This window comes from Candidatus Minimicrobia vallesae (assembly GCF_018866205.1).
GTDB lineage: Bacteria > Patescibacteriota > Saccharimonadia > Saccharimonadales > Saccharimonadaceae > Nanosynbacter > Nanosynbacter vallesae.
In genome coordinates this window covers 288,758-306,132 of sequence record NZ_CP076459.1, presented here as the reverse complement: position 1 = coordinate 306,132, position 17,375 = coordinate 288,758, and the positions used below count along the sequence as shown (strand labels likewise).

Below are 17,375 nucleotides of genomic sequence, written 5' to 3'. Positions count from 1 at the left end.
ATGAAAAAGCAAAAAGTTACCGATATATTCCTTTACCGATGGCGCTACGTTTTCGGCTATACGTTGCTGGCGCTGTTGTATGTAGGGGCTATTATAATTTCCGCGTTGCACGTGCCGGGAGGTTTGTCGCAAGCAGAAATCGACATGGTCAATACGACAAATCACTTGAATTTTAGCGTCGAGGGAATCGCCGTCACAAATTTGCCATTTCACCTTCTTCAATTGCTATTCTTCAAGCTATTCGGCGTCAGTTTATTAACAATTAAAGCGCCCGCCGTAATCCTTTCAATCGCCAGCTCCGTCGCTATTTTCTTCCTCTTAAAGCGCTGGTTTAAGCCGTCCACAACGATTCTATCGCTATTAATCATGGCAACGACTGGTCAATTTTTATTCATCGGTCAAAGCGCAACTGTTGGCATTTTATACATCTTTTACACCGCGCTAACTTTACTTTTTGCTACATTGATTCTCCAGAAAGCCCAGAACGCCTCCATTTGGCGAATCAGCTTAGCCATCACCACGGCGCTCAGCCTCTTCACTCCGTATTTTTGGTATATCAATCTGGGACTTCTGATCATCGCCCTTCTGCATCCACATCCACGCTATTTCCTCATCTCCCGAAAACACCGTAAGTCTTGGATTGTGCCGTCCGCCATTTTATTCGCGATTGGTTGTGCGATTGGTTTTCTTTGCTATAAATCCCACGCGCTATTTTACAACCTCATCGGCATCAACAGCCTAAGTTTTGACATCGTTGCAAACCTCAGGACTTTATATTACACATACATCCGCATTTTCCCATCAGTCGTAGGAAACCAAATCACGCCAATTATGGACATCAACGCAATGGTGCTAATCGGACTAGGACTATTCCGCAGCTTCCAAAAAATCTCCAGCGCCCGCTCGTTTATGATTTGGTCGTGGCTAATCTTAGCATTGGCGCTACTCATCTTCCAGCCAAGCCTCACCCCGATAATCATCATCCCGCTATTTATTCTCTTGGCGGTCGGATTGGAGTCCCTAATGAACATGTGGTACGGACTTTTCCCGCGCAATCCATACGCTCGCGGCACAGGACTGGTTCTTATATCAATGCTAATCATCGTTATGGTGGTGGGCGGCAGCTTCCGCTATATTGACGGTTATCGTTATTTCCCAGAAGCAGCTTCACGCTTTAATAAAGATTTATCTCTACTCCGTAAAAATACCGCGCCGACCGATTCATTCTCGTTATTGGTCAGTAAAGAAGAATCACCGATTTACGAAGCGCTTAAAAAACACAACTATCACCAAATATCAATTATCCACACAGCGCCAGCAAACGTCGGACAGACTTTATATGTTAGCCACAGCGTAAAGTCTCAAATTCCGCAGACTTACTCTGGGCACCTGTCGTCAGTAATTGTCAATGACCATAAAGACGGCGATCGCTTCTACGTCTACACATCCGACCGCAAATAGGGTATAATTGTAAGTGTTAAATAAGGAGGAATATGGCGTTTGATCAGGTAAAAATGCTGCAACAATTACGCAAAGCACAGAAACAATTAGGTAAAGAAATCATCGAAGTTGAGGCTGGCGATGGCGCTGTGATCGTACAAATCACTGGCGAGTTAAAGATTAAGTCTGTAAAGATTGACCCAGAAATGGTTGACTTGGAGAATATCGAAGAGTTGGAACACTGGATTGAAATCGCAGTTCGCGACGGTATGACAAAGGCTCAGGAAGTCGCTGCTGAAACTATGAAGCCATTGATGGGCGGCTTGGGCAACTTGCCATTCTAAAGTCATGTCAATCGACATTTTACCAAAAGCTCTGACTGCTTTAATTGATGATTTTGGTAATCTACCTGGAGTTGGACCGCGTACGGCTGAAAGATATGCCTACGCGGTTTTACGCCGCAACCCCAAATCCGCAAAGCAATTAGCGCATTCATTAGACCAATTGCACGACCGAGTAAAAACCTGCCCGAAGACGTTTGCGTTGATCGACTCAGATGACGACGTGTCGCCTTTATACGCAGATTCGAACAGGAATAAAAAGGTCGTTTGTGTAGTCGAGGAGCCGCTAGACATTGTTGCCATAGAAAGAACAGGGCAGTTCCTGGGTACATACCACGTGCTGGGCGGCGTTATCTCACCAATTGACAATATTGGACCAGAGCAATTGCATATCCCAGAGCTAATTGAGCGTATAAAAACCGACGACGTTCAGGAGATTATTATCGCCACGAACGCTTCAGTTGAGGGCGAGTCGACCGCGCTATTCTTACAGCGCTACATCCAAGAAGCTGGATTGAATACGACTATCACACGCTTGGCTAGAGGTATTCCAGTCGGCGTTGACCTTGAGTACGCAGACCAAATTACACTGACTCACGCGCTAGAAGGTCGAAAACAATTATAAACTCAACAGCTTCATCGCCAATAAAAATACCCGCCATCTCGGCGGGTATTTCGTTGCTAGCTTGACTTATTACATTTGGCGGCGGCTAGCGATGTAAGCGATAGTAGCTGTAGTTAGTCCACCTAGGCCTAGTGCTGACATGATCGCGTCACTTGCACCAGTCTTTGGCAATTCTGGGCTAGGTGTTGGTGTTGAAGGAGTGTTTGGTGTAGGGGTAGTAGGTGTAGTAGGAACTTCCTTACACTTGCTCAAGTCAGTTGTGTGCTTTGACTCGTTGTATTCTTCCTTCTTGATTTCACGAAGCTCTTTTTTATCGATTACACAGATTGTGATCTTAGCAGGTGCTTCTTTACAATCGTTTGGATTTGTTGAGTACTTACTTTTATCAAATTCTGACTTCTTAATCTCTACATATTTCTTAGTCTTAAGGTCACAAACTTGAAGTTTTGTTTCAGGTTCGATTACGATAGTCTTTTCACAGTTTGGACTTTGTTTCTTGACTTCGCCGTTTTCTTTACCATTTACGATTACAGTAACCTTGAAGCTGCCGTACTTTGTGTAAGTGTGCTCAATTGTAGATGAGTTGATAGTCTTAGTTGTACCGTCACCAAAGTTGTATGTGTAGCTGGTGATGCTTGCACCGTTCTTAGCAGTTGCGTTTACAACAAACTTGTAGGTGTTGTCTTCAATCTTTAGAACTTGCAATGCGTCACATGTTAATGCAGGTTTTGCAGGAGGTGTTGTTGGAGTACCCCAAACTGGGTTACCACAGTCTTTAATCACACCAGTGATGAACTTACCGTCGTTGTCAAACCATGCATACATATTGTAGCTCTTAGGACCGTCAACGAAGCTTTGACCAGTTGGATATTGGTAGTAAGTATATCCGTTTGAAGTCTTGTAGCTACGTTGTGGCTGAGGCTGACGAGTACCAGCCTTAGACTGTACGGTTATAGAGTTTGTAGCCACGACACGACCGTCAACAGTAATGTTACCGTTTGCGTCAACTACACCCTCACGCATGTTTGATCCACCTTGGATCATAGTGTCGGTAATGTACCATTCTTTATATAGTTCTTTAATTTCTGTACGGCTGTATGCTGTTTGCAATTCTGACATAGAATGCGTACCACAGTATACAACGTTAAATTTGTTACAGCCGGCAGCCTGTGAAGGTGATGCCAACCAGATTCCACCGAGCATAGCAAATCCCAGAGAGATAGCAATGCCGATTTTCTTAAATTTGTTCATAAAAACTCCTCTTTCCAGCCCTATCTTCAGGCTTTATGTCCTCATACTAGCACAATCTTTATATTTTGTCAATAATAATTTATAAAAATGTTTATGTTTTTTCGATTGCGCAGTATTTTTAATAGTCCATCACATATTATACCACTTATGTAATTAAAAACATAATTATTATATTAGAGTAAAAATCATTTGTTATAATAAATAATATGCTAGATACAGCTAAACAATTCATTCAATCCGCAAACAATATAGTTATTATTCAAGCCGAAAATCCCGACGGCGACAGCCTGGGTTCAAGCTTGGCGCTGGAAGAAGTCTTAAGCGACCTAGGGAAGACTGTTACTTTATATTGTCCAGTAGATATACCAAAATATCTTCATTATATTCGCGGTTGGGATCGAGTGCAGAACGACTTTCCGTTTCAAGCCGACGCCGCGATAATTGTTGATACGAGCGCGGACGTGCTTCTCAGTAAGGTATTAGAAACTCCTGGAGCGCGACATTTCTTGGAAACACACCCGACTCTGGTTATTGATCATCACACAGCCGAATCGACGCTCAGCTTTGATCATATTATGCTATCAGAAACCGTCGTGGCGACCGGGGAATTGCTGTATAAACTGTTCAAACATTCCGACTGGAAGATAAATCCTCAGGCGGCCGAAGATTTATTGATAGCTATTATGAGCGATAGTCTGGGACTTACTACGCAAAACACTACGGCTCAGACTTTTCATACGGCGGGAGAACTCACAGAGTTGGGCGCTTCCAATGCGGAAATTGAAGAGCGACGACGCGAATTTATGAAAAAATCGCCAGAAATTTTGGCGTACAAGGGAAAATTGATCGAGCGAATCGAATATTTATTAGACGGACAATTGGCGCTGGTGCACGTGCCATTTGAGGAAATCCAAGCCTACAGCGACGCCTATAACCCTGGCGCGTTGATTGGCGATGAATTGAGGCTGGTTGAAGGCGTGGCGCTTAGTTGTGTTATTAAAACTTACCCTGACGGCAAATTAACTGCGCGCTTACGAGGTAATTTACCAATCGCCGATACTGTAGCTGGATATTTCGGTGGCGGCGGTCATCCGTATGCGGCAGGATTCCGCGTATATGAAAATTATGATGAAATCGTAAGGGAATTAGTCACAGCGACGGATCAGGCTTTGCGAGAAGCAGGGCAGGGTTAAAAGTTATTGTAATATTGTTGGTATATATCAGTCTTTACGTCTGTAACAGAGTTGAGAAAAAATATTATACGGGCATTATTTTACAGAAAGTCTACTTGGCTTTACTTAAATATTATTTCGTGATATAAATAATATTGGCTTTTGTTGATAAGTTGAGTACATCCTTGTCCGAAAGCGTACTTTGACAAGCAGTTATATACATGAGGGTGAGTTTTTATTCCTTTTTTGAGGAGAAAATGGAAAGAGGAATGGAATCTCGTCTTGTGTTAAAGAACAACAACTTAGCCACATTCGTGTGTGGATGAGGTGAGAAGGGAGGGAGCGATGGAGCTCTGTCATCCCTTTTTCCGGGGCGTGCCAAGGATACGTCCTGACCAACGCTCTTTCAAAATCCCCCACTAAGACCCTAACGACGATCTTCGTTAACAAGGAATACTGGGGAATGCTTGAATCTATAGACAAGGCTACTGAACAATTAGCCCAATCTTACGGTAGAGCGTTCGGACCCGCCGACAAGCACGACTTGTCTAGTGCGCTGGATGAATTCGAATGTGCAATCTTTACTATGGCCGCATATCGACGGATCGGAGGAGGATGTCCAGAGATTGAAAGCACAAACTCAAACGACCTATCCATCATGTCAGCCTATGTTAAGCGCATTTTGCGGGATCGTATTGAGATGCCCGTCTTAGAAAATGTAACTAACAAAGGCATCGGCGGCATTGTATGCCTTCGGCTCGCTCTCTTTATGGCCTTAGCTTACGAGTTTGTGCTTGAAGAGGTTACAGTGGCACTTCACAACCAGTACCTCGAACACTTCTATCATATGCTGATGTGTAAACAGGGAGCCGAAGACTGATAATCCGAGTCCAACTCGGCATGCAATAGCGGCAAGTTGTTCTTTTTTTACAAAGGCTGCTTGTCGCTATTCTTGAATTTGATATACCAACAGAAGCCCCACCTGGGGCTATTTTTATAGCAATTTTGAAAAAGCAGCCTATCTGCCGTACAATAGAGTTGATGATACAGCTCTATAACACGCTCACTAGACGAAAAGACGAACTGAAGCCGCTCGACGGAGAAACGGTCAGGTTTTACACCTGCGGTCTAACAGTTTATTCGCAGCCGCACATCGGCAACTGGGTTGGCTATATTTACTGGGATGTGTTGGTGCGATTGTTACGCTGGCAAGACATTCCCGTTGTTCGAACACAAAACATCACCGACGTTGGTCATTTGACCAGCGACGATGACAATGGTGAAGATAAGATAGAAAAAGGTGCCCGCCGTGAGGGGAAGACTGCCTGGGACGTGGCGGAAAGATATATTTCCATAGCCAATCACGAGGCTTACGACGTGCTGAAATTGATAAAGCCAGATTATTTGGTGCGGGCGACGGATTATATTCAGCAACAAATTGACTTCGCAAAAGGACTGGACGAAAAAGGATTTTTATATAAAATCGACGGCGACGGCATGTATTTTGACACGTCACTTTTGAAGGATTACGGAAAATTGGCGCGGCTGGACGTGGCGGGTCTGGAAGCTGGCGCCAGAGTGAGCGTTGAAGGAAAGCGCAATATTACCGACTTCGCCGTATGGAAGTTTTCGCCAAAAGATGCCAAACGCGACATGGAGTGGGATAGTCCGTGGGGGGTTGGTTTTCCTGGCTGGCATCTGGAATGTTCGACAATTGCCCGTGAAACACTCGGCGATTCTATCGATATTCACGCAGGCGGAATTGACCATATTCCAGTTCATCACACGAATGAAATTGCCCAGAGCGAAAGTCTGACTGGAAAACAATTTTCTCAGATTTGGCTCCATAATAATCACATAAAAGTTGACGGCCGAAAAATGAGTAAATCTCTGGGGAATGTTATTACGCTGGAAGATATTATTTCGCGAGGCTTTAGTCCGATGGCGTTTAAGCTGGCGATTCTCAGCAAGCATTATCAAACAGAGGGCAATTTTACCTGGGAAATTCTGGAAGCAGCGCAGGCGCGGCTGAATCATTGGCGGGATTACGCGGTTCTGAGGCATCAGACTCACGACACGCTGGAGGATGACGATGACAAAGACGAGCAGGACGATTCGGTTTCATTATTAGCGGGACGTCAGGCGCTGGTCGAGAAATTGAACGATGATTTGGATACTCCAGGCGCACTGGCGTTGATTGATGAAGTATTTTCAAAGTTGGACCATACGCCGCTTGATAAAATTCATCGGCAGAGTTTGGTGCAATTTATTGATGAGATTGACGAGATTTTAGGGCTGGATTTGGCCGAATCCACGCCTGATATTACTGACGATTTGAAGATGTTTATCATCCAGCGACGTCAAGCACGCACAGAGAAAAATTGGGAAGAATCCGACAGAATTCGTGATGAACTTCTTCAGGCTGGCGTTGCCGTTCGTGATACGCCAAGCGGCAGCGTCTGGACATGGAAATAGCCCGCTGGATTCAACGGGCTATATTTTATTTTGTGCCAATTAATCTTCGTTTTTCAACTTTTTAACTAATTTATTAAGAGGTTTTTCGTTTTCGACGCGATTAGACTTGGCTTGCTCTAAATAATTGTCCAGTAAAACCTTCACGACGCCAGCGGCTGGAATAGCAACCAAACCGCCCAATAGGCCACCAACATACAAACCAATTGTCACCGCGACCAAGACAGTCAGAGCCGACAACTCAACCTTCTTTGACTGGATGGACGGGGAAACAAAGTTATTTTCAATTTGCTGATAAACAACGAAATAAATCGCGTAAATAATGCCCGCTGTCATATTATTGAAGAACAGTAGTAGTGATATCAACGCGCCAGCAATCGTTGCGCCAAACATCGGAATTAGCGTCAACACAAACGTCGCCATAACGGTGAGCATTGCCAAATTGGAATTTATGACAGGGAATGTCAAACTCAGCACAAACACCACGAAACCTGACAATATCGCATCAATTCCAGAAACCGTCAATTGTCCAGAAACATATCCCGTAATCACGTTATACATTCGGCCAACCAGCTTCTTATGACGCTCCATTTTTTCTTCGTCGTTGTATAGTCCCCACAAACGCTTCACCCAAGTTGGACCCTCGAGGAGCATCAGGAATGACAGCACCAACACCAAGAATAGCGAGCCTAAGAATGACGCCAAAGAGCCAACGCTGGACAATAGATTCGTGCCGACGCTCGTAGCCCAAGACGAAGATTGCTGCTTGATGTTTTCCATCATCGAATCGACCTGTGGGCGCAAATTGTTCTTATCAATAAAATCATTGACGCCACGCCACTGTGAGCTTGTTTGGTCAATTATACTCGGAATGCTCTCGACAAATTTGGCAGATTGCTGGACGATTGGCGGAATAACAAACCAAACCACGCAACCCAAAAGCAGGACCAGCGTCGTGTACGCCAGCGCCGTGCCGCCCAATCGGCTTTTCCCAGGAAGCTTCTTGGCGATTGCCGCAACCGGACGATTCAATGCCAACGCCAAGAACAGGGAAATTCCCAATAAAACCAGCGCGTCCTTTGCGGAATAAATTGCCAAACCAGCCAAACCAAAGCCCATGACGACCAGCCAAAATCGCACAAATGTTTTTGTGTCTATCTCTATACGTACTTTCATAATTAAACTTTACCAGCTTTTCGTCTTGTCCGCAACGCCGACAGAGATAATTTACTATCATAAGACATCGCGCCGTAGCGGAAAACGCGCACCGATAACCACATGACAAATATTGCCGTAACGACCAAAATTGCCGTACCGAGCAAAGCTTCCCAAATTGGCAAGTTGCCTATTGCGTTTCGTAACAACAACGGGATCGGCGCGGTGAATGGAAATAGCGATAAGAACTTAACGAAGAAATAATCAGGGAAAGAAACAAATGCCGTGATTCCGTAAAATGGACCAATGAATAACATAATCACAATTCCGAACCACTGGCTGGCTTCTTTGGCGGTCGGCATCATCGCGCCCAAAGTCACCAACATTCCCGTAAATAAAGTGAAGCTTGCGGAGAAAATTATGATCGCCAGACCAATTCTCACAGGATCAAACACGAGCGTGCTCAAGTCCAGATTAGGCAATTGCAGCTTCGAGCCAAATGCCAAATAGCCCGCCAAAACTGGCAAAACAATTACCAAAATCTGAATCAAAGCCAACACCATCAAAGACAGAATTTTACCCGTAATTAAAGTGTCGGTTTTAACGGTCGTAAGTAACATTTCCACCGTGCGATTTTCTTTTTCTTCAGTGGTGCTAATGAGCATTTGATTGCCAAAAATACTGATGAGAATGAACAAAATAGCCAAAAACATTCCCGGCACAATCATCTCATTAATGCCGCCGTGCTCTTTTCCGTCCAGATATGTGGTTGATGACAATTGGACTTTGTCGCGTAAAATCGCAACTTGTGCCGGGCTGACGCCGCTTGCTACTGATTGACTCAATAAGCTCTGCGCCACCGCGCTGTATTTTCCGTTTTGGAATAGCCCAACATCTTTACCATAAACTTCAACCTTTTGCTTGCTCAAATCTTTTGGAAAATAAACATACGCATCAACCTTATTATTTTTTACGTCGTCAATTCCAGATTCTTTCGATTTGGCAGTTTTGGCTTTAATTGCCGCCAGCAATTCTGGCTTCACCAACTTCGAATCGTCCGTGACTTCCAGTGAAAATTCTTGCTTTTCCAGATTTTTTGACGCTTCAATAGTCGTGCTTTGCGACCAAAACATAATGCCATACAGCACGCCAATCAACAAAGGGAATTTTAAGGCCGTCAACCAAACGTCGGTTTCTTCAGCGTTCTAAGCGTCTCGAATTTGAAAACCGTCCCCAAATTATGCATTTTACTCATCACTCAATTCCTTCGCTTCGCCGCCGTAAACTTGGACAAAAATGTCGTCCATTGACGCGCCGCCAAATTGACTTTTTACTTCTTCCAATGTTCCATATGCCGCCGCTTGACCATCCTTCATTAAAATCCAAGCGATCGCACAATCTTTCAACTTCCTCCATCTGGTGCGTAACGTAAATAATTTGTCGCGCCAGCTTTTCGCTGCTCCTCCAATTATATTCATCAACAAACGGCGATTCACCGGATCAAAACCTTTGGCTGGCTCGTCCATAATCAGCGGTTCCTGGATCGCCCATAATTGTCACGCCAAGCTGGATTTTCTGCTGCACTGTCCGCCAGATAATTTATCAAGTTTGCGTGTTAGCTTTGTCGCTCAAATTGACGCGCTCCAAAAACTTCAGAGAAAATTCTTTAGCTTCTTTGCGGCTCAAACCTTTCAATTGACCAAAGTAAAGCATCACGTCTAAGACTTTTTCTTTTTTATACAAGCCGCGCTCCTCAGGAAGATATCCAAGGCGAATCTGACTTTCCACCGAATATGGCTTGCCGTTTATCAATAAGTCGCCCGCGGTCGGCTGATATAGTCCCAACAATGCGCGCAATGTCGTAGTTTTTCCCGAGCCATTACTTCCCAAAAAACCAAAAACTTCGCCGCGAAAAAACATCGAAACTCAGATCTTTAATAACAGTTTTATCGCCGGGAACTCATCTTAAAATGACGAATCTCAACCATTTTTTTATTATCTGGCATACGCCTCCTTTTCTTTAAATAAAATTATAGCACTTAGCGCAGGAAAAAAGATATAATATAAATATGCGACTACTAGTCATTGAGGATGAACGAAAATTTGCGAGGGTCATAACCGAATCTTTGAAACGCGAAAAATACGCGGTTGATGCGGCGTATGACGGGGAAGAAGGCTTTAATTTGGCGGATAGTCAGCCGTATGACTTGTTGATTGTTGATCGAATGTTGCCGGGATTAGAAGGTACGGAGATTGTTAAAAAATTGCGCGAGAACGGGAAAAATATGCCAATTCTGCTTCTAACGGCGCTGAGCACGACCGAAGATAAAACGCTCGGACTGGACGTGGGAGCTGATGATTATTTGACTAAGCCTTTTGCAATTGACGAGCTGTTGGCGCGAGTGCGAGCCTTGCTTCGTCGGCCGCCGATTAGCCAGCCAGACATCTTGAAAATTGACGATTTGGAAATTGACAAACAGCAGCAAACCGTGACGCGAGCTGGAAAGATTATTGACCTCACAAGCAAAGAATATGCGCTGCTGGAATATTTGATGCAACATCCGAATCAGATTCTCAGTAAGGAAACGCTGATTGATCACGTTTGGGATTTTGATGCTGATATTTTGCCGAATAATGTCGAGGCGTACATAAAAAATCTGCGCCAAAAAATCGACAAACCGTTCAAAAAACAATTGATAAAAACCGTGCGCGGCTTCGGCTATAGGATTGAATCATGAAAATTTTTACTTCAGCAACAATTAAGTTGGCGGGCTGGTATTTGATGATTTTAATGATCGTCAGTCTACTGTTTAGTAGTATTATTTTTCAGGTGGCGCGCTCGGAAGTTGATGCGCAAATTCATAAAATTATCGTTCAAAGGAAGGGTGATTTTCCTGCAATTAATTTGTCGGAAAGAATAGATAATTCAACTCGAAATCTTTTGATTAGTTTGGGCTATATAAATCTTATCGTTCTGCTCGCTGGTGGTTGGTGTTCATATTTATTGGCAAAAATTACTTTGCGACCGATAGAAACCGCCCACAAAGCCCAATCGCGATTTGTTGCCAATGCCAGCCATCAGCTCCGAACTCCTTTGGCAATCATGAAAGCAGAGACTGAATTTGCGCTAAAAAATCGGAAGGCGAATAAGGCGGAACTTACAGAAACTCTGGAAAGCAATTTGGAGGAAATAAATAAGTTAACTGAGCTTACGGCAATGCTTCTGGAACTGTCGCGGACGGAAAATAAGTTGGCACTGGAAGATAAAAGTTTTAATTTGACGGAATTGATATCCGAGCTCGTTCGCGAACGAAAAGCCGAAGCGCGCAATTTAAAATGAATTGCCCAGAACACATAAATATTCCGCTTCATCACACCGCGACGCGAGAATTGTGCGCGATTTTGCTCGACAATTCATTGAAACATAGCCCGAAAAATTCTGTGGTAAAAATTTGCATCATTCCATCGAAACAAAACATCACCATCCATTTCATCAACGACGGCACGATTTCACAACAAACTCTGCCACACGTCTTTGAGCGATTTTTTCGCGGCAACCAACGTACAAAAGGCTACGGATTAGGATTGCCATTAGCGGAACAATTGACAAAAGCGCTGGGCGGACAAATCTCTGTTAGTACCTCGAAAAACTCAACCATTTTCACGATTTCCTTGCCGATTCTGTAAATTTTCAGCTATTTTTCAGAATTAGATGTTGTAATAGGATTGTTGATTGGCAAAGTTGCCGATCCGAAAGGGGAAGTATGAGTACAACATTTTTAAGTAAAAAAGGATTTAAGGAGCTGCAGAAGGAAATTTCTGGGCTAGAGATTTCAGAGAAAGCGCTCATCTTTGGAATTGAAAGAAATTGGGCGCGCCAAATCGCGTGATGACAAATTACGCCGCAACGATGTAATTACGCAACTGGAAAATATTCAATCAAAAATCTTTATGAAGAAGGATATTTTGCGTCACGCTAAGCCGCTGCCAAGGAAGCGCGATCGATTGAAAATTGCTATTGGCTCAGTCGTGGATTTGGTGGATCAGCAGGGAAAGATTTTCCGCTATACGCTGGTTCATAGCCTGGAAGCAAACCCTCTGGACGGGCGAATTTCCGTGGATAGTCCGCTGGGAAAAAGTCTGCTAAATCACAAAAAGTCCGAAACCGTTTCCTGGAAAAATGGTTTGATGACCAGGCAGCTACAGGTCGTCAAAATTAGCTAATCCAAATTGTCCACCACAACAGTTTAGCTCTCACTGGCGAGTGGGAGCTTTTTTATATATAGCAATAAGCCGATGCTGCGGCATGCTATAATTACACTAAGAATATTCACAAATTTAGCGACAAAAAATAAACGGGGGATATTATGTCAAAGCTAAACGTAGACCAAAAAAGTATCTATGCACTCTTATCGGATAGAAAAGCAGACTACATCATACCAGATTACCAGCGTCCATATGCATGGGATGAGGATAGTTGCCAGACTGATTTTGGCTACAATAGTCAGTCTCATTCATGGCGAAATAATTGATGCCGTCATTATCCTAATCATCTTAATAATTTCTGCTGTAATTTTTTACGTCCAGCGCTTCTCAACCGACCGAGTACTCAGGAGCTTGTCGCGCCATGATGCGCAAAAAGTTGACGTTTTAAGAGCGGGAAAAATTATTTCTATTGACAGCGCAAAGCTTGTCCCCGGTGATATCGTCAATCTTTCCGAAGGCGAAAAAGTACCAGCTGACATTAGGCTAATTAAAGCCACAAACCTCCGTATCAATGAGTCTCAGCTGACAGGCGAATCAATCCCAATTGGCAAAAATAGTGATAAATTAGAGGGTGAGCAGCAGATTTACGAGCGCACCAATATGCTATTTCAAGGTTCGTTCATAGTATCTGGCACTGGAGCAGGTGTCGTCACAGCAACTGGCAATCAAACAGAGTTTGGTAATCTGGCCGCACTGTCAAAAAAAGAAATCGCCAAAAGTCCAGTCCAGCAGAAAATCGATAAATTAATTACCAAAATTATCGCTGTCGTTAGTGCAGTGGCGACTGTGGCGTTTTGTTTAAGCCTGCTGCGCGGCATGGATGTTTTAGACAGCTTACGCTTTGTGATTGCGCTATCCGTAAGCGCCGTGCCAGAAAGTCTGCCAATTGCAATTTCCGTAGTTTTAGTGCTGGGAATGCGCCGAATGGCCAAGAAAAAGGCGCTAGTCCATCAAATGAGGGCAATTGAGACCATTGGCGTAATTAACACTATCGCTACAGATAAAACCGGCACGCTAACGAAAAATTTATTGACTGTCCAGGATATCTGGACTCCAGAGAAGCGTAATAATCTATCAAAAACCATAGCGTATTTTGTTAATCGCGGCGACAGCAAAAGTCACGACCCGCTAGATATAGCACTGGACAATTTTGCTCGAAAAAATGGTACTGGCGTCCGCGGGCTACCAGCAGCAGAATTGCCATTTAATCAAGACTTCTCGATGTCAGCTGCCGTTTGGCATAATGGAGCGAGCTATAAAATATATTACAAGGGCGCCCCAGAAGAAATTATCAAGCGCTGCAAATTACCAGCCACAGAATCCAAACGCGCCAAGCAAGCAATTACCGAATTAACCTCAAAGGGATACCGTGTAGTTGGTCTGGCAATCAGCGACGATGCAGAAATTCCGACTGACTTCTCTAAAATATCGCGTCAGAAATTGCAATTTAAAGGGCTTGTGGCGGTAGCCGACGTCTTGCGACCAGAGGCTTCTCGTGCTATAAAATCAGCAATTTCAGCAGGCGTTTCGGTACGCATGATCACTGGCGACCACTTCGAAACGGCATATCAAATTGGCAAACAACTTGGTATGATTGAAGGCAGAGAAGAGGTTTTTGATTGCCGAGAAATGTCGAAGATGACTGACGACCAATTGGACGCAATAATCGAACGGACAAAAGTGTTTTCGCGCGTTATTCCAGAACAAAAATACCGGATTTTAACCATATTAAAGCGTCACAATATTACCGCCATGACTGGAGATGGTGTTAACGATGTACCAGCGCTGTCTGGTGCTGATGTTGGGATTGCTATGGGCTCAGGGTCACACATCGCAAAAGACGCCGGAGCAATAATCCTGCTAGACAACAATTTCAAAACAATTATCGACGCCATGCGAGAAGGCCGGACAATTATCGCCAATGTCAAGCGGATGTTATTTTATCTTTTATCTACCAATACAGGCGAGCTGATTACAATGATCGGCGCGCTGCTGATTGGCATTAAAACGCCGCTGGAACCAGTGCAAATTTTATGGGTAAATTTGGTGACTGACACGTCAATGGTGATTCCGCTTGGTCTGGAGCCAGCTGAGAAAAATGTCATGAAACAACCACCCAGAAGTCCTGGCACACCAATTTTAGATAAGATTATGATTTGGCGAATGGCTGTAGCTGCCGGCACAATGGCAGCAATTGCACTAATTACATATGTGTTCTTCGAAAAGCATTACGGTCATGATTACGCGCAAACGTTGGCGTTTATATCTCTGGTAGTTAGCCAATGGGCAAATGCTTTTAACGCCCGGAGTGATGAAGATTCTGTCTTTACACGCCTAAAAGTGATGAATCGTAGCTTTTACATTGGAATAGCAATGTCGTTAATTTTGCAAGCCCTGGTACTGTTTGGGCCGCTCGGTGAACTACTACACATCCACAAAGTCGCAACCTAAAAAAGCCCTTTGATTTATCAAGCTCGTACTACTTTGTCGAAAGGCCTCTTATGGCTGGGTCGTCGCTTGATCTTCGAACTTTTCTGAATGCTTTGGATGCCGTTTATCCAGTGCCTTAGCTCTTGAAGCGGCAGATGTTTTAGTTATCGCAGTTGGAGCGGGGTATTAGCTTTTTTTATTACTTTGTGAAACGACGGCTTTATTACCCTGGTCAGACTGGTGTTGGGGAGGTGACTGCTGGCAATTTTGAAGGCTTCTTATCCTATTAATTGGTAGAGTCCCCTTTGCGCTTTACTTTTCATCGGGGCCCGCGAGTTAGTTTTAAACTTCTCTTTTGATAGTTACTCGCGCTCTCCGGGATGATGAGGGCTACCTGTGCTACAGTTGTTTTCGCCACCGCTAAGAACATAGCCTATGTCCGACATCAGGGGACACTATCATTGTGACTAGTTAGTTAGAGAGACTCTTATTGTGTTGTTTGTTGACGCTTTTGTTGGACATCTATTAGACCAGAGCTGATTTGATTGCCTAAGAAAGCCCTTTGATATGGTCGTAAAGTTGTCGATAAATGTCTTGGCTGGGACGGCAGGATTCGAACCTGCGAATGCTGGGACCAAAACCCAGTGCCTTACCACTTGGCGACGTCCCACTATTGCCAGGACAATGACGATTATAGCACGCCAGCCAGAAAAAATCCACACATCCTGATATAATATAACCTAATGAGAAAACAAATTTTTGAGACTTTAAGATTGGAAAAAATCGTTGGCGGCGGGCAAGCCATCGGGACGCTTGACGACGGCCGCAAAGCGTTCGTCTGGGGAGGACTGCCGAAAGAACTTGTAACGATTCGCGTGACAAAGAAAAAATCACACTTCGTCGAAGGAATAGTGACGGAAATTATCGAGAAAAGTCCAGAGCGAATTACGCCGAAGGATGAAAATAGCTATTTAAGCACCAGTCCTTGGCAAATAATGCCGATGTCCAGCGAGCAATCATACAAAGCGTCGCTAATCGAAGAGGCTTTTTTACTTCACAACATCACATTGCCTGAAAAAATCGAGGTATTTTCTGACGGCGTAGAATTTAATTATCGCAATAAAGTCGAGTTCAGTTGGTTCGGCGACAAAACGGACGACGACGAAAAAGAAACTTTGGACTTGGCATTTTTCAAGCGTGGCGGCAAGGGAAAAGTCGTCGTTGACGGAACCAGCTTGGCACACCCGAGCATAAATAAATTGGCAATTGAAATCCGCGACCTCTTACGAGAAAAACCGATTGTCGCACGCCAATTAAAGACGCTCCTGATTCGCTCAGATCAACAGGGAAACGCCGTCTGGCAATTGTACGTAAAAGATAAGATAGAAAACCTGATTTCCGACGATGAAGCCAAATTACTATCAGCCGCGGGCGGCGAAATAATCTATTCCGACCCCAAAAGCCCAGCCAGCAGAATCACCGAACGCTTGAACAAATTCGGCGACACGACACTGAGCGACACGATTTTAGGCGTCGCCTTCAACTACGCCTGCGAAGGATTTTTCCAAGTCAACATTCCCGTTTACGAAAAAGCCCTGAGCGATATGAAAGCGTGGATTAATTGCAATGAAAAAATGCCGACGCTCGACCTTTATTCTGGCGTTGGGACAATTGGTTTGACAATTGGCGGCGATGACGTGACGCTGGTGGAAATTAACGAACATGCCGTCGCGGAAATGCAGAGGAATATTGCCAAGCTGAATCGACCGAATGCCAAGGCGATTTTGGCGCCGAGCGAAAAATCTCTGGAATATATAACGGGCGAGCAAATTGTCATCGTTGATCCGCCGCGCGCTGGACTTCACGCGGACGTTACTAATAGACTGCTGGAAACAGAGCCGCCTCGGATTATTTATCTGAGTTGCAATCCAGTCACGCAAGCGCGAGACGTCAGCCTACTTCAGGAAAAATATGAAATCGTGCATCATCAAGGCTACAATTTCTTCCCAAGGACGCCGCACATTGAACACCTTGTGGTTTTGGATAAGAAAGCGTAATCTATAGCCATGAAGACTAGAATTATTAAATGCAAGCTACGTTTAGAGGAATTATTCCTTTTGTTATAATGTTGCGACATTAGCTCTCATAATGACATATCAAAAAATTGACCCGTCACAAAGGTAGCATTTTAAGGACATTCTTATACTTGGTTTTGGTAACTAT

The 17,375-nt window shown here is 44.2% G+C and carries 16 protein-coding genes, 1 tRNA gene and 1 pseudogene; 13 read left to right on the top strand and 5 right to left on the bottom strand.

Annotation, left to right across the window (positions count from 1 at the left end):
• Genes KOY49_RS02115 through recR form a run of 3 tightly spaced genes read left to right on the top strand, consistent with a single transcriptional unit; the run spans position 1 to position 2,406 of the window.
• Positions 1 to 1,461 carry an ArnT family glycosyltransferase gene (locus KOY49_RS02115; RefSeq protein ID WP_232736513.1) on the top strand — a complete coding sequence of 487 codons (1,461 nt, stop codon included), beginning with the start codon at positions 1 to 3 and terminating at the stop codon, positions 1,459 to 1,461.
• Between the two features lie 32 nt (positions 1,462 to 1,493).
• A complete protein-coding gene (locus KOY49_RS02110; protein ID WP_129635271.1) occupies positions 1,494 to 1,784 on the top strand; it encodes a YbaB/EbfC family nucleoid-associated protein in 291 nt (96 codons plus the stop codon).
• Positions 1,785 to 1,788: 4 nt separating this feature from the next.
• Positions 1,789 to 2,406, top strand: coding sequence for a recombination mediator RecR (recR, locus tag KOY49_RS02105; RefSeq protein WP_232736512.1), 618 nt, complete (start codon positions 1,789 to 1,791; stop codon positions 2,404 to 2,406).
• Between the two features lie 69 nt (positions 2,407 to 2,475).
• Here the strand turns inward: recR and KOY49_RS02100 are convergent, their stop codons facing one another.
• Entirely contained in the window at positions 2,476 to 3,657 is a 1,182-nt protein-coding gene (locus KOY49_RS02100) for a PKD domain-containing protein (protein ID WP_232736511.1), read from the bottom strand.
• A gap of 206 nt (positions 3,658 to 3,863) precedes the next feature.
• On the opposite strand from KOY49_RS02100, the gene KOY49_RS02095 reads away from it, so the two are divergent.
• From KOY49_RS02095 to cysS, 3 genes are all read left to right on the top strand, one after another.
• The gene (locus tag KOY49_RS02095; protein ID WP_232736510.1) at positions 3,864 to 4,850 is read left to right on the top strand and encodes a DHH family phosphoesterase; all 987 of its coding nucleotides are present in this window, start codon (positions 3,864 to 3,866) and stop codon (positions 4,848 to 4,850) included.
• A 442-nt stretch (positions 4,851 to 5,292) separates the two neighbouring features.
• Positions 5,293 to 5,709, top strand: coding sequence for a hypothetical protein (locus KOY49_RS02090; RefSeq protein WP_232736509.1), 417 nt, complete (start codon positions 5,293 to 5,295; stop codon positions 5,707 to 5,709).
• 161 nt (positions 5,710 to 5,870) lie between these two features.
• Positions 5,871 to 7,304 (top strand): cysteine--tRNA ligase, encoded by a 1,434-nt coding sequence (gene cysS, locus KOY49_RS02085; RefSeq protein WP_232736508.1) that lies wholly within the window; start codon positions 5,871 to 5,873, stop codon positions 7,302 to 7,304.
• Between the two features lie 39 nt (positions 7,305 to 7,343).
• On the opposite strand, the gene KOY49_RS02080 is transcribed toward cysS, so the two are convergent.
• The 3 genes and pseudogenes from KOY49_RS02080 to KOY49_RS05400 all read right to left on the bottom strand — a co-directional run bounded on the left by KOY49_RS02080 (position 7,344) and on the right by KOY49_RS05400 (position 10,395).
• Positions 7,344 to 8,477 carry an AI-2E family transporter gene (locus tag KOY49_RS02080; RefSeq protein ID WP_232736507.1) on the bottom strand — a complete coding sequence of 378 codons (1,134 nt, stop codon included), beginning with the start codon at positions 8,475 to 8,477 and terminating at the stop codon, positions 7,344 to 7,346.
• Between the two features lie 2 nt (positions 8,478 to 8,479).
• Positions 8,480 to 9,637, bottom strand: coding sequence for an ABC transporter permease (locus KOY49_RS02075; RefSeq protein WP_232736506.1), 1,158 nt, complete (start codon positions 9,635 to 9,637; stop codon positions 8,480 to 8,482).
• Positions 9,638 to 9,703: 66 nt separating this feature from the next.
• A pseudogene (locus KOY49_RS05400) lies at positions 9,704 to 10,395 on the bottom strand (ABC transporter ATP-binding protein).
• Positions 10,396 to 10,525: 130 nt separating this feature from the next.
• Here KOY49_RS05400 and KOY49_RS02060 point away from each other — a divergent pair.
• From KOY49_RS02060 to KOY49_RS02035, 6 genes are all read left to right on the top strand, one after another.
• Positions 10,526 to 11,194: a response regulator transcription factor gene (locus tag KOY49_RS02060; RefSeq protein WP_232736503.1), complete on the top strand. Its 669-nt coding sequence runs from the start codon at positions 10,526 to 10,528 to the stop codon at positions 11,192 to 11,194.
• Complete coding sequence (locus KOY49_RS02055; RefSeq protein WP_232736502.1) at positions 11,191 to 11,796, top strand: sensor histidine kinase; 606 nt, start codon at positions 11,191 to 11,193, stop codon at positions 11,794 to 11,796. The genes KOY49_RS02060 and KOY49_RS02055 overlap by 4 nt, the downstream gene beginning before the upstream one ends.
• Complete coding sequence (locus KOY49_RS02050) at positions 11,793 to 12,143, top strand: sensor histidine kinase (protein ID WP_232736501.1); 351 nt, start codon at positions 11,793 to 11,795, stop codon at positions 12,141 to 12,143. The genes KOY49_RS02055 and KOY49_RS02050 overlap by 4 nt, the downstream gene beginning before the upstream one ends.
• A gap of 77 nt (positions 12,144 to 12,220) precedes the next feature.
• Complete coding sequence (locus KOY49_RS04965; RefSeq protein ID WP_269802181.1) at positions 12,221 to 12,346, top strand: hypothetical protein; 126 nt, start codon at positions 12,221 to 12,223, stop codon at positions 12,344 to 12,346.
• Entirely contained in the window at positions 12,315 to 12,680 is a 366-nt protein-coding gene (locus tag KOY49_RS02045) for a GreA/GreB family elongation factor (protein ID WP_232736500.1), read from the top strand. The genes KOY49_RS04965 and KOY49_RS02045 overlap by 32 nt, the downstream gene beginning before the upstream one ends.
• 267 nt (positions 12,681 to 12,947) lie before the next feature.
• Entirely contained in the window at positions 12,948 to 15,173 is a 2,226-nt protein-coding gene (locus KOY49_RS02035; protein WP_232736499.1) for a cation-translocating P-type ATPase, read from the top strand.
• A gap of 574 nt (positions 15,174 to 15,747) precedes the next feature.
• Here the strand turns inward: KOY49_RS02035 and KOY49_RS02030 are convergent.
• A tRNA-Gln gene (locus KOY49_RS02030) sits at positions 15,748 to 15,822 on the bottom strand.
• Between the two features lie 73 nt (positions 15,823 to 15,895).
• Here KOY49_RS02030 and KOY49_RS02025 point away from each other — a divergent pair.
• The gene (locus tag KOY49_RS02025; protein ID WP_232736498.1) at positions 15,896 to 17,209 is read left to right on the top strand and encodes a class I SAM-dependent RNA methyltransferase; all 1,314 of its coding nucleotides are present in this window, start codon (positions 15,896 to 15,898) and stop codon (positions 17,207 to 17,209) included.
• Positions 17,210 to 17,375 lie beyond the last annotated feature (166 nt).

What these genes read in the sequence shown, in the direction of transcription:
- KOY49_RS02115 (WP_232736513.1), top strand. Translation starts at nt 1, where the DNA reads ATGAAAAAGCAAAAAGTTACCGATATATTCCTTTACCGATGGCGCTAC.
- KOY49_RS02110 (WP_129635271.1), top strand. Translation starts at nt 1,494, where the DNA reads ATGGCGTTTGATCAGGTAAAAATGCTGCAACAATTACGCAAAGCACAG.
- recR (WP_232736512.1), top strand. Translation starts at nt 1,789, where the DNA reads ATGTCAATCGACATTTTACCAAAAGCTCTGACTGCTTTAATTGATGAT.
- KOY49_RS02100 (WP_232736511.1), bottom strand. Translation starts at nt 3,657, where the DNA reads ATGAACAAATTTAAGAAAATCGGCATTGCTATCTCTCTGGGATTTGCT.
- KOY49_RS02095 (WP_232736510.1), top strand. Translation starts at nt 3,864, where the DNA reads ATGCTAGATACAGCTAAACAATTCATTCAATCCGCAAACAATATAGTT.
- KOY49_RS02090 (WP_232736509.1), top strand. Translation starts at nt 5,293, where the DNA reads ATGCTTGAATCTATAGACAAGGCTACTGAACAATTAGCCCAATCTTAC.
- cysS (WP_232736508.1), top strand. Translation starts at nt 5,871, where the DNA reads ATGATACAGCTCTATAACACGCTCACTAGACGAAAAGACGAACTGAAG.
- KOY49_RS02080 (WP_232736507.1), bottom strand. Translation starts at nt 8,477, where the DNA reads ATGAAAGTACGTATAGAGATAGACACAAAAACATTTGTGCGATTTTGG.
- KOY49_RS02060 (WP_232736503.1), top strand. Translation starts at nt 10,526, where the DNA reads ATGCGACTACTAGTCATTGAGGATGAACGAAAATTTGCGAGGGTCATA.
- KOY49_RS02055 (WP_232736502.1), top strand. Translation starts at nt 11,191, where the DNA reads ATGAAAATTTTTACTTCAGCAACAATTAAGTTGGCGGGCTGGTATTTG.
- KOY49_RS02050 (WP_232736501.1), top strand. Translation starts at nt 11,793, where the DNA reads ATGAATTGCCCAGAACACATAAATATTCCGCTTCATCACACCGCGACG.
- KOY49_RS04965 (WP_269802181.1), top strand. Translation starts at nt 12,221, where the DNA reads ATGAGTACAACATTTTTAAGTAAAAAAGGATTTAAGGAGCTGCAGAAG.
- KOY49_RS02025 (WP_232736498.1), top strand. Translation starts at nt 15,896, where the DNA reads ATGAGAAAACAAATTTTTGAGACTTTAAGATTGGAAAAAATCGTTGGC.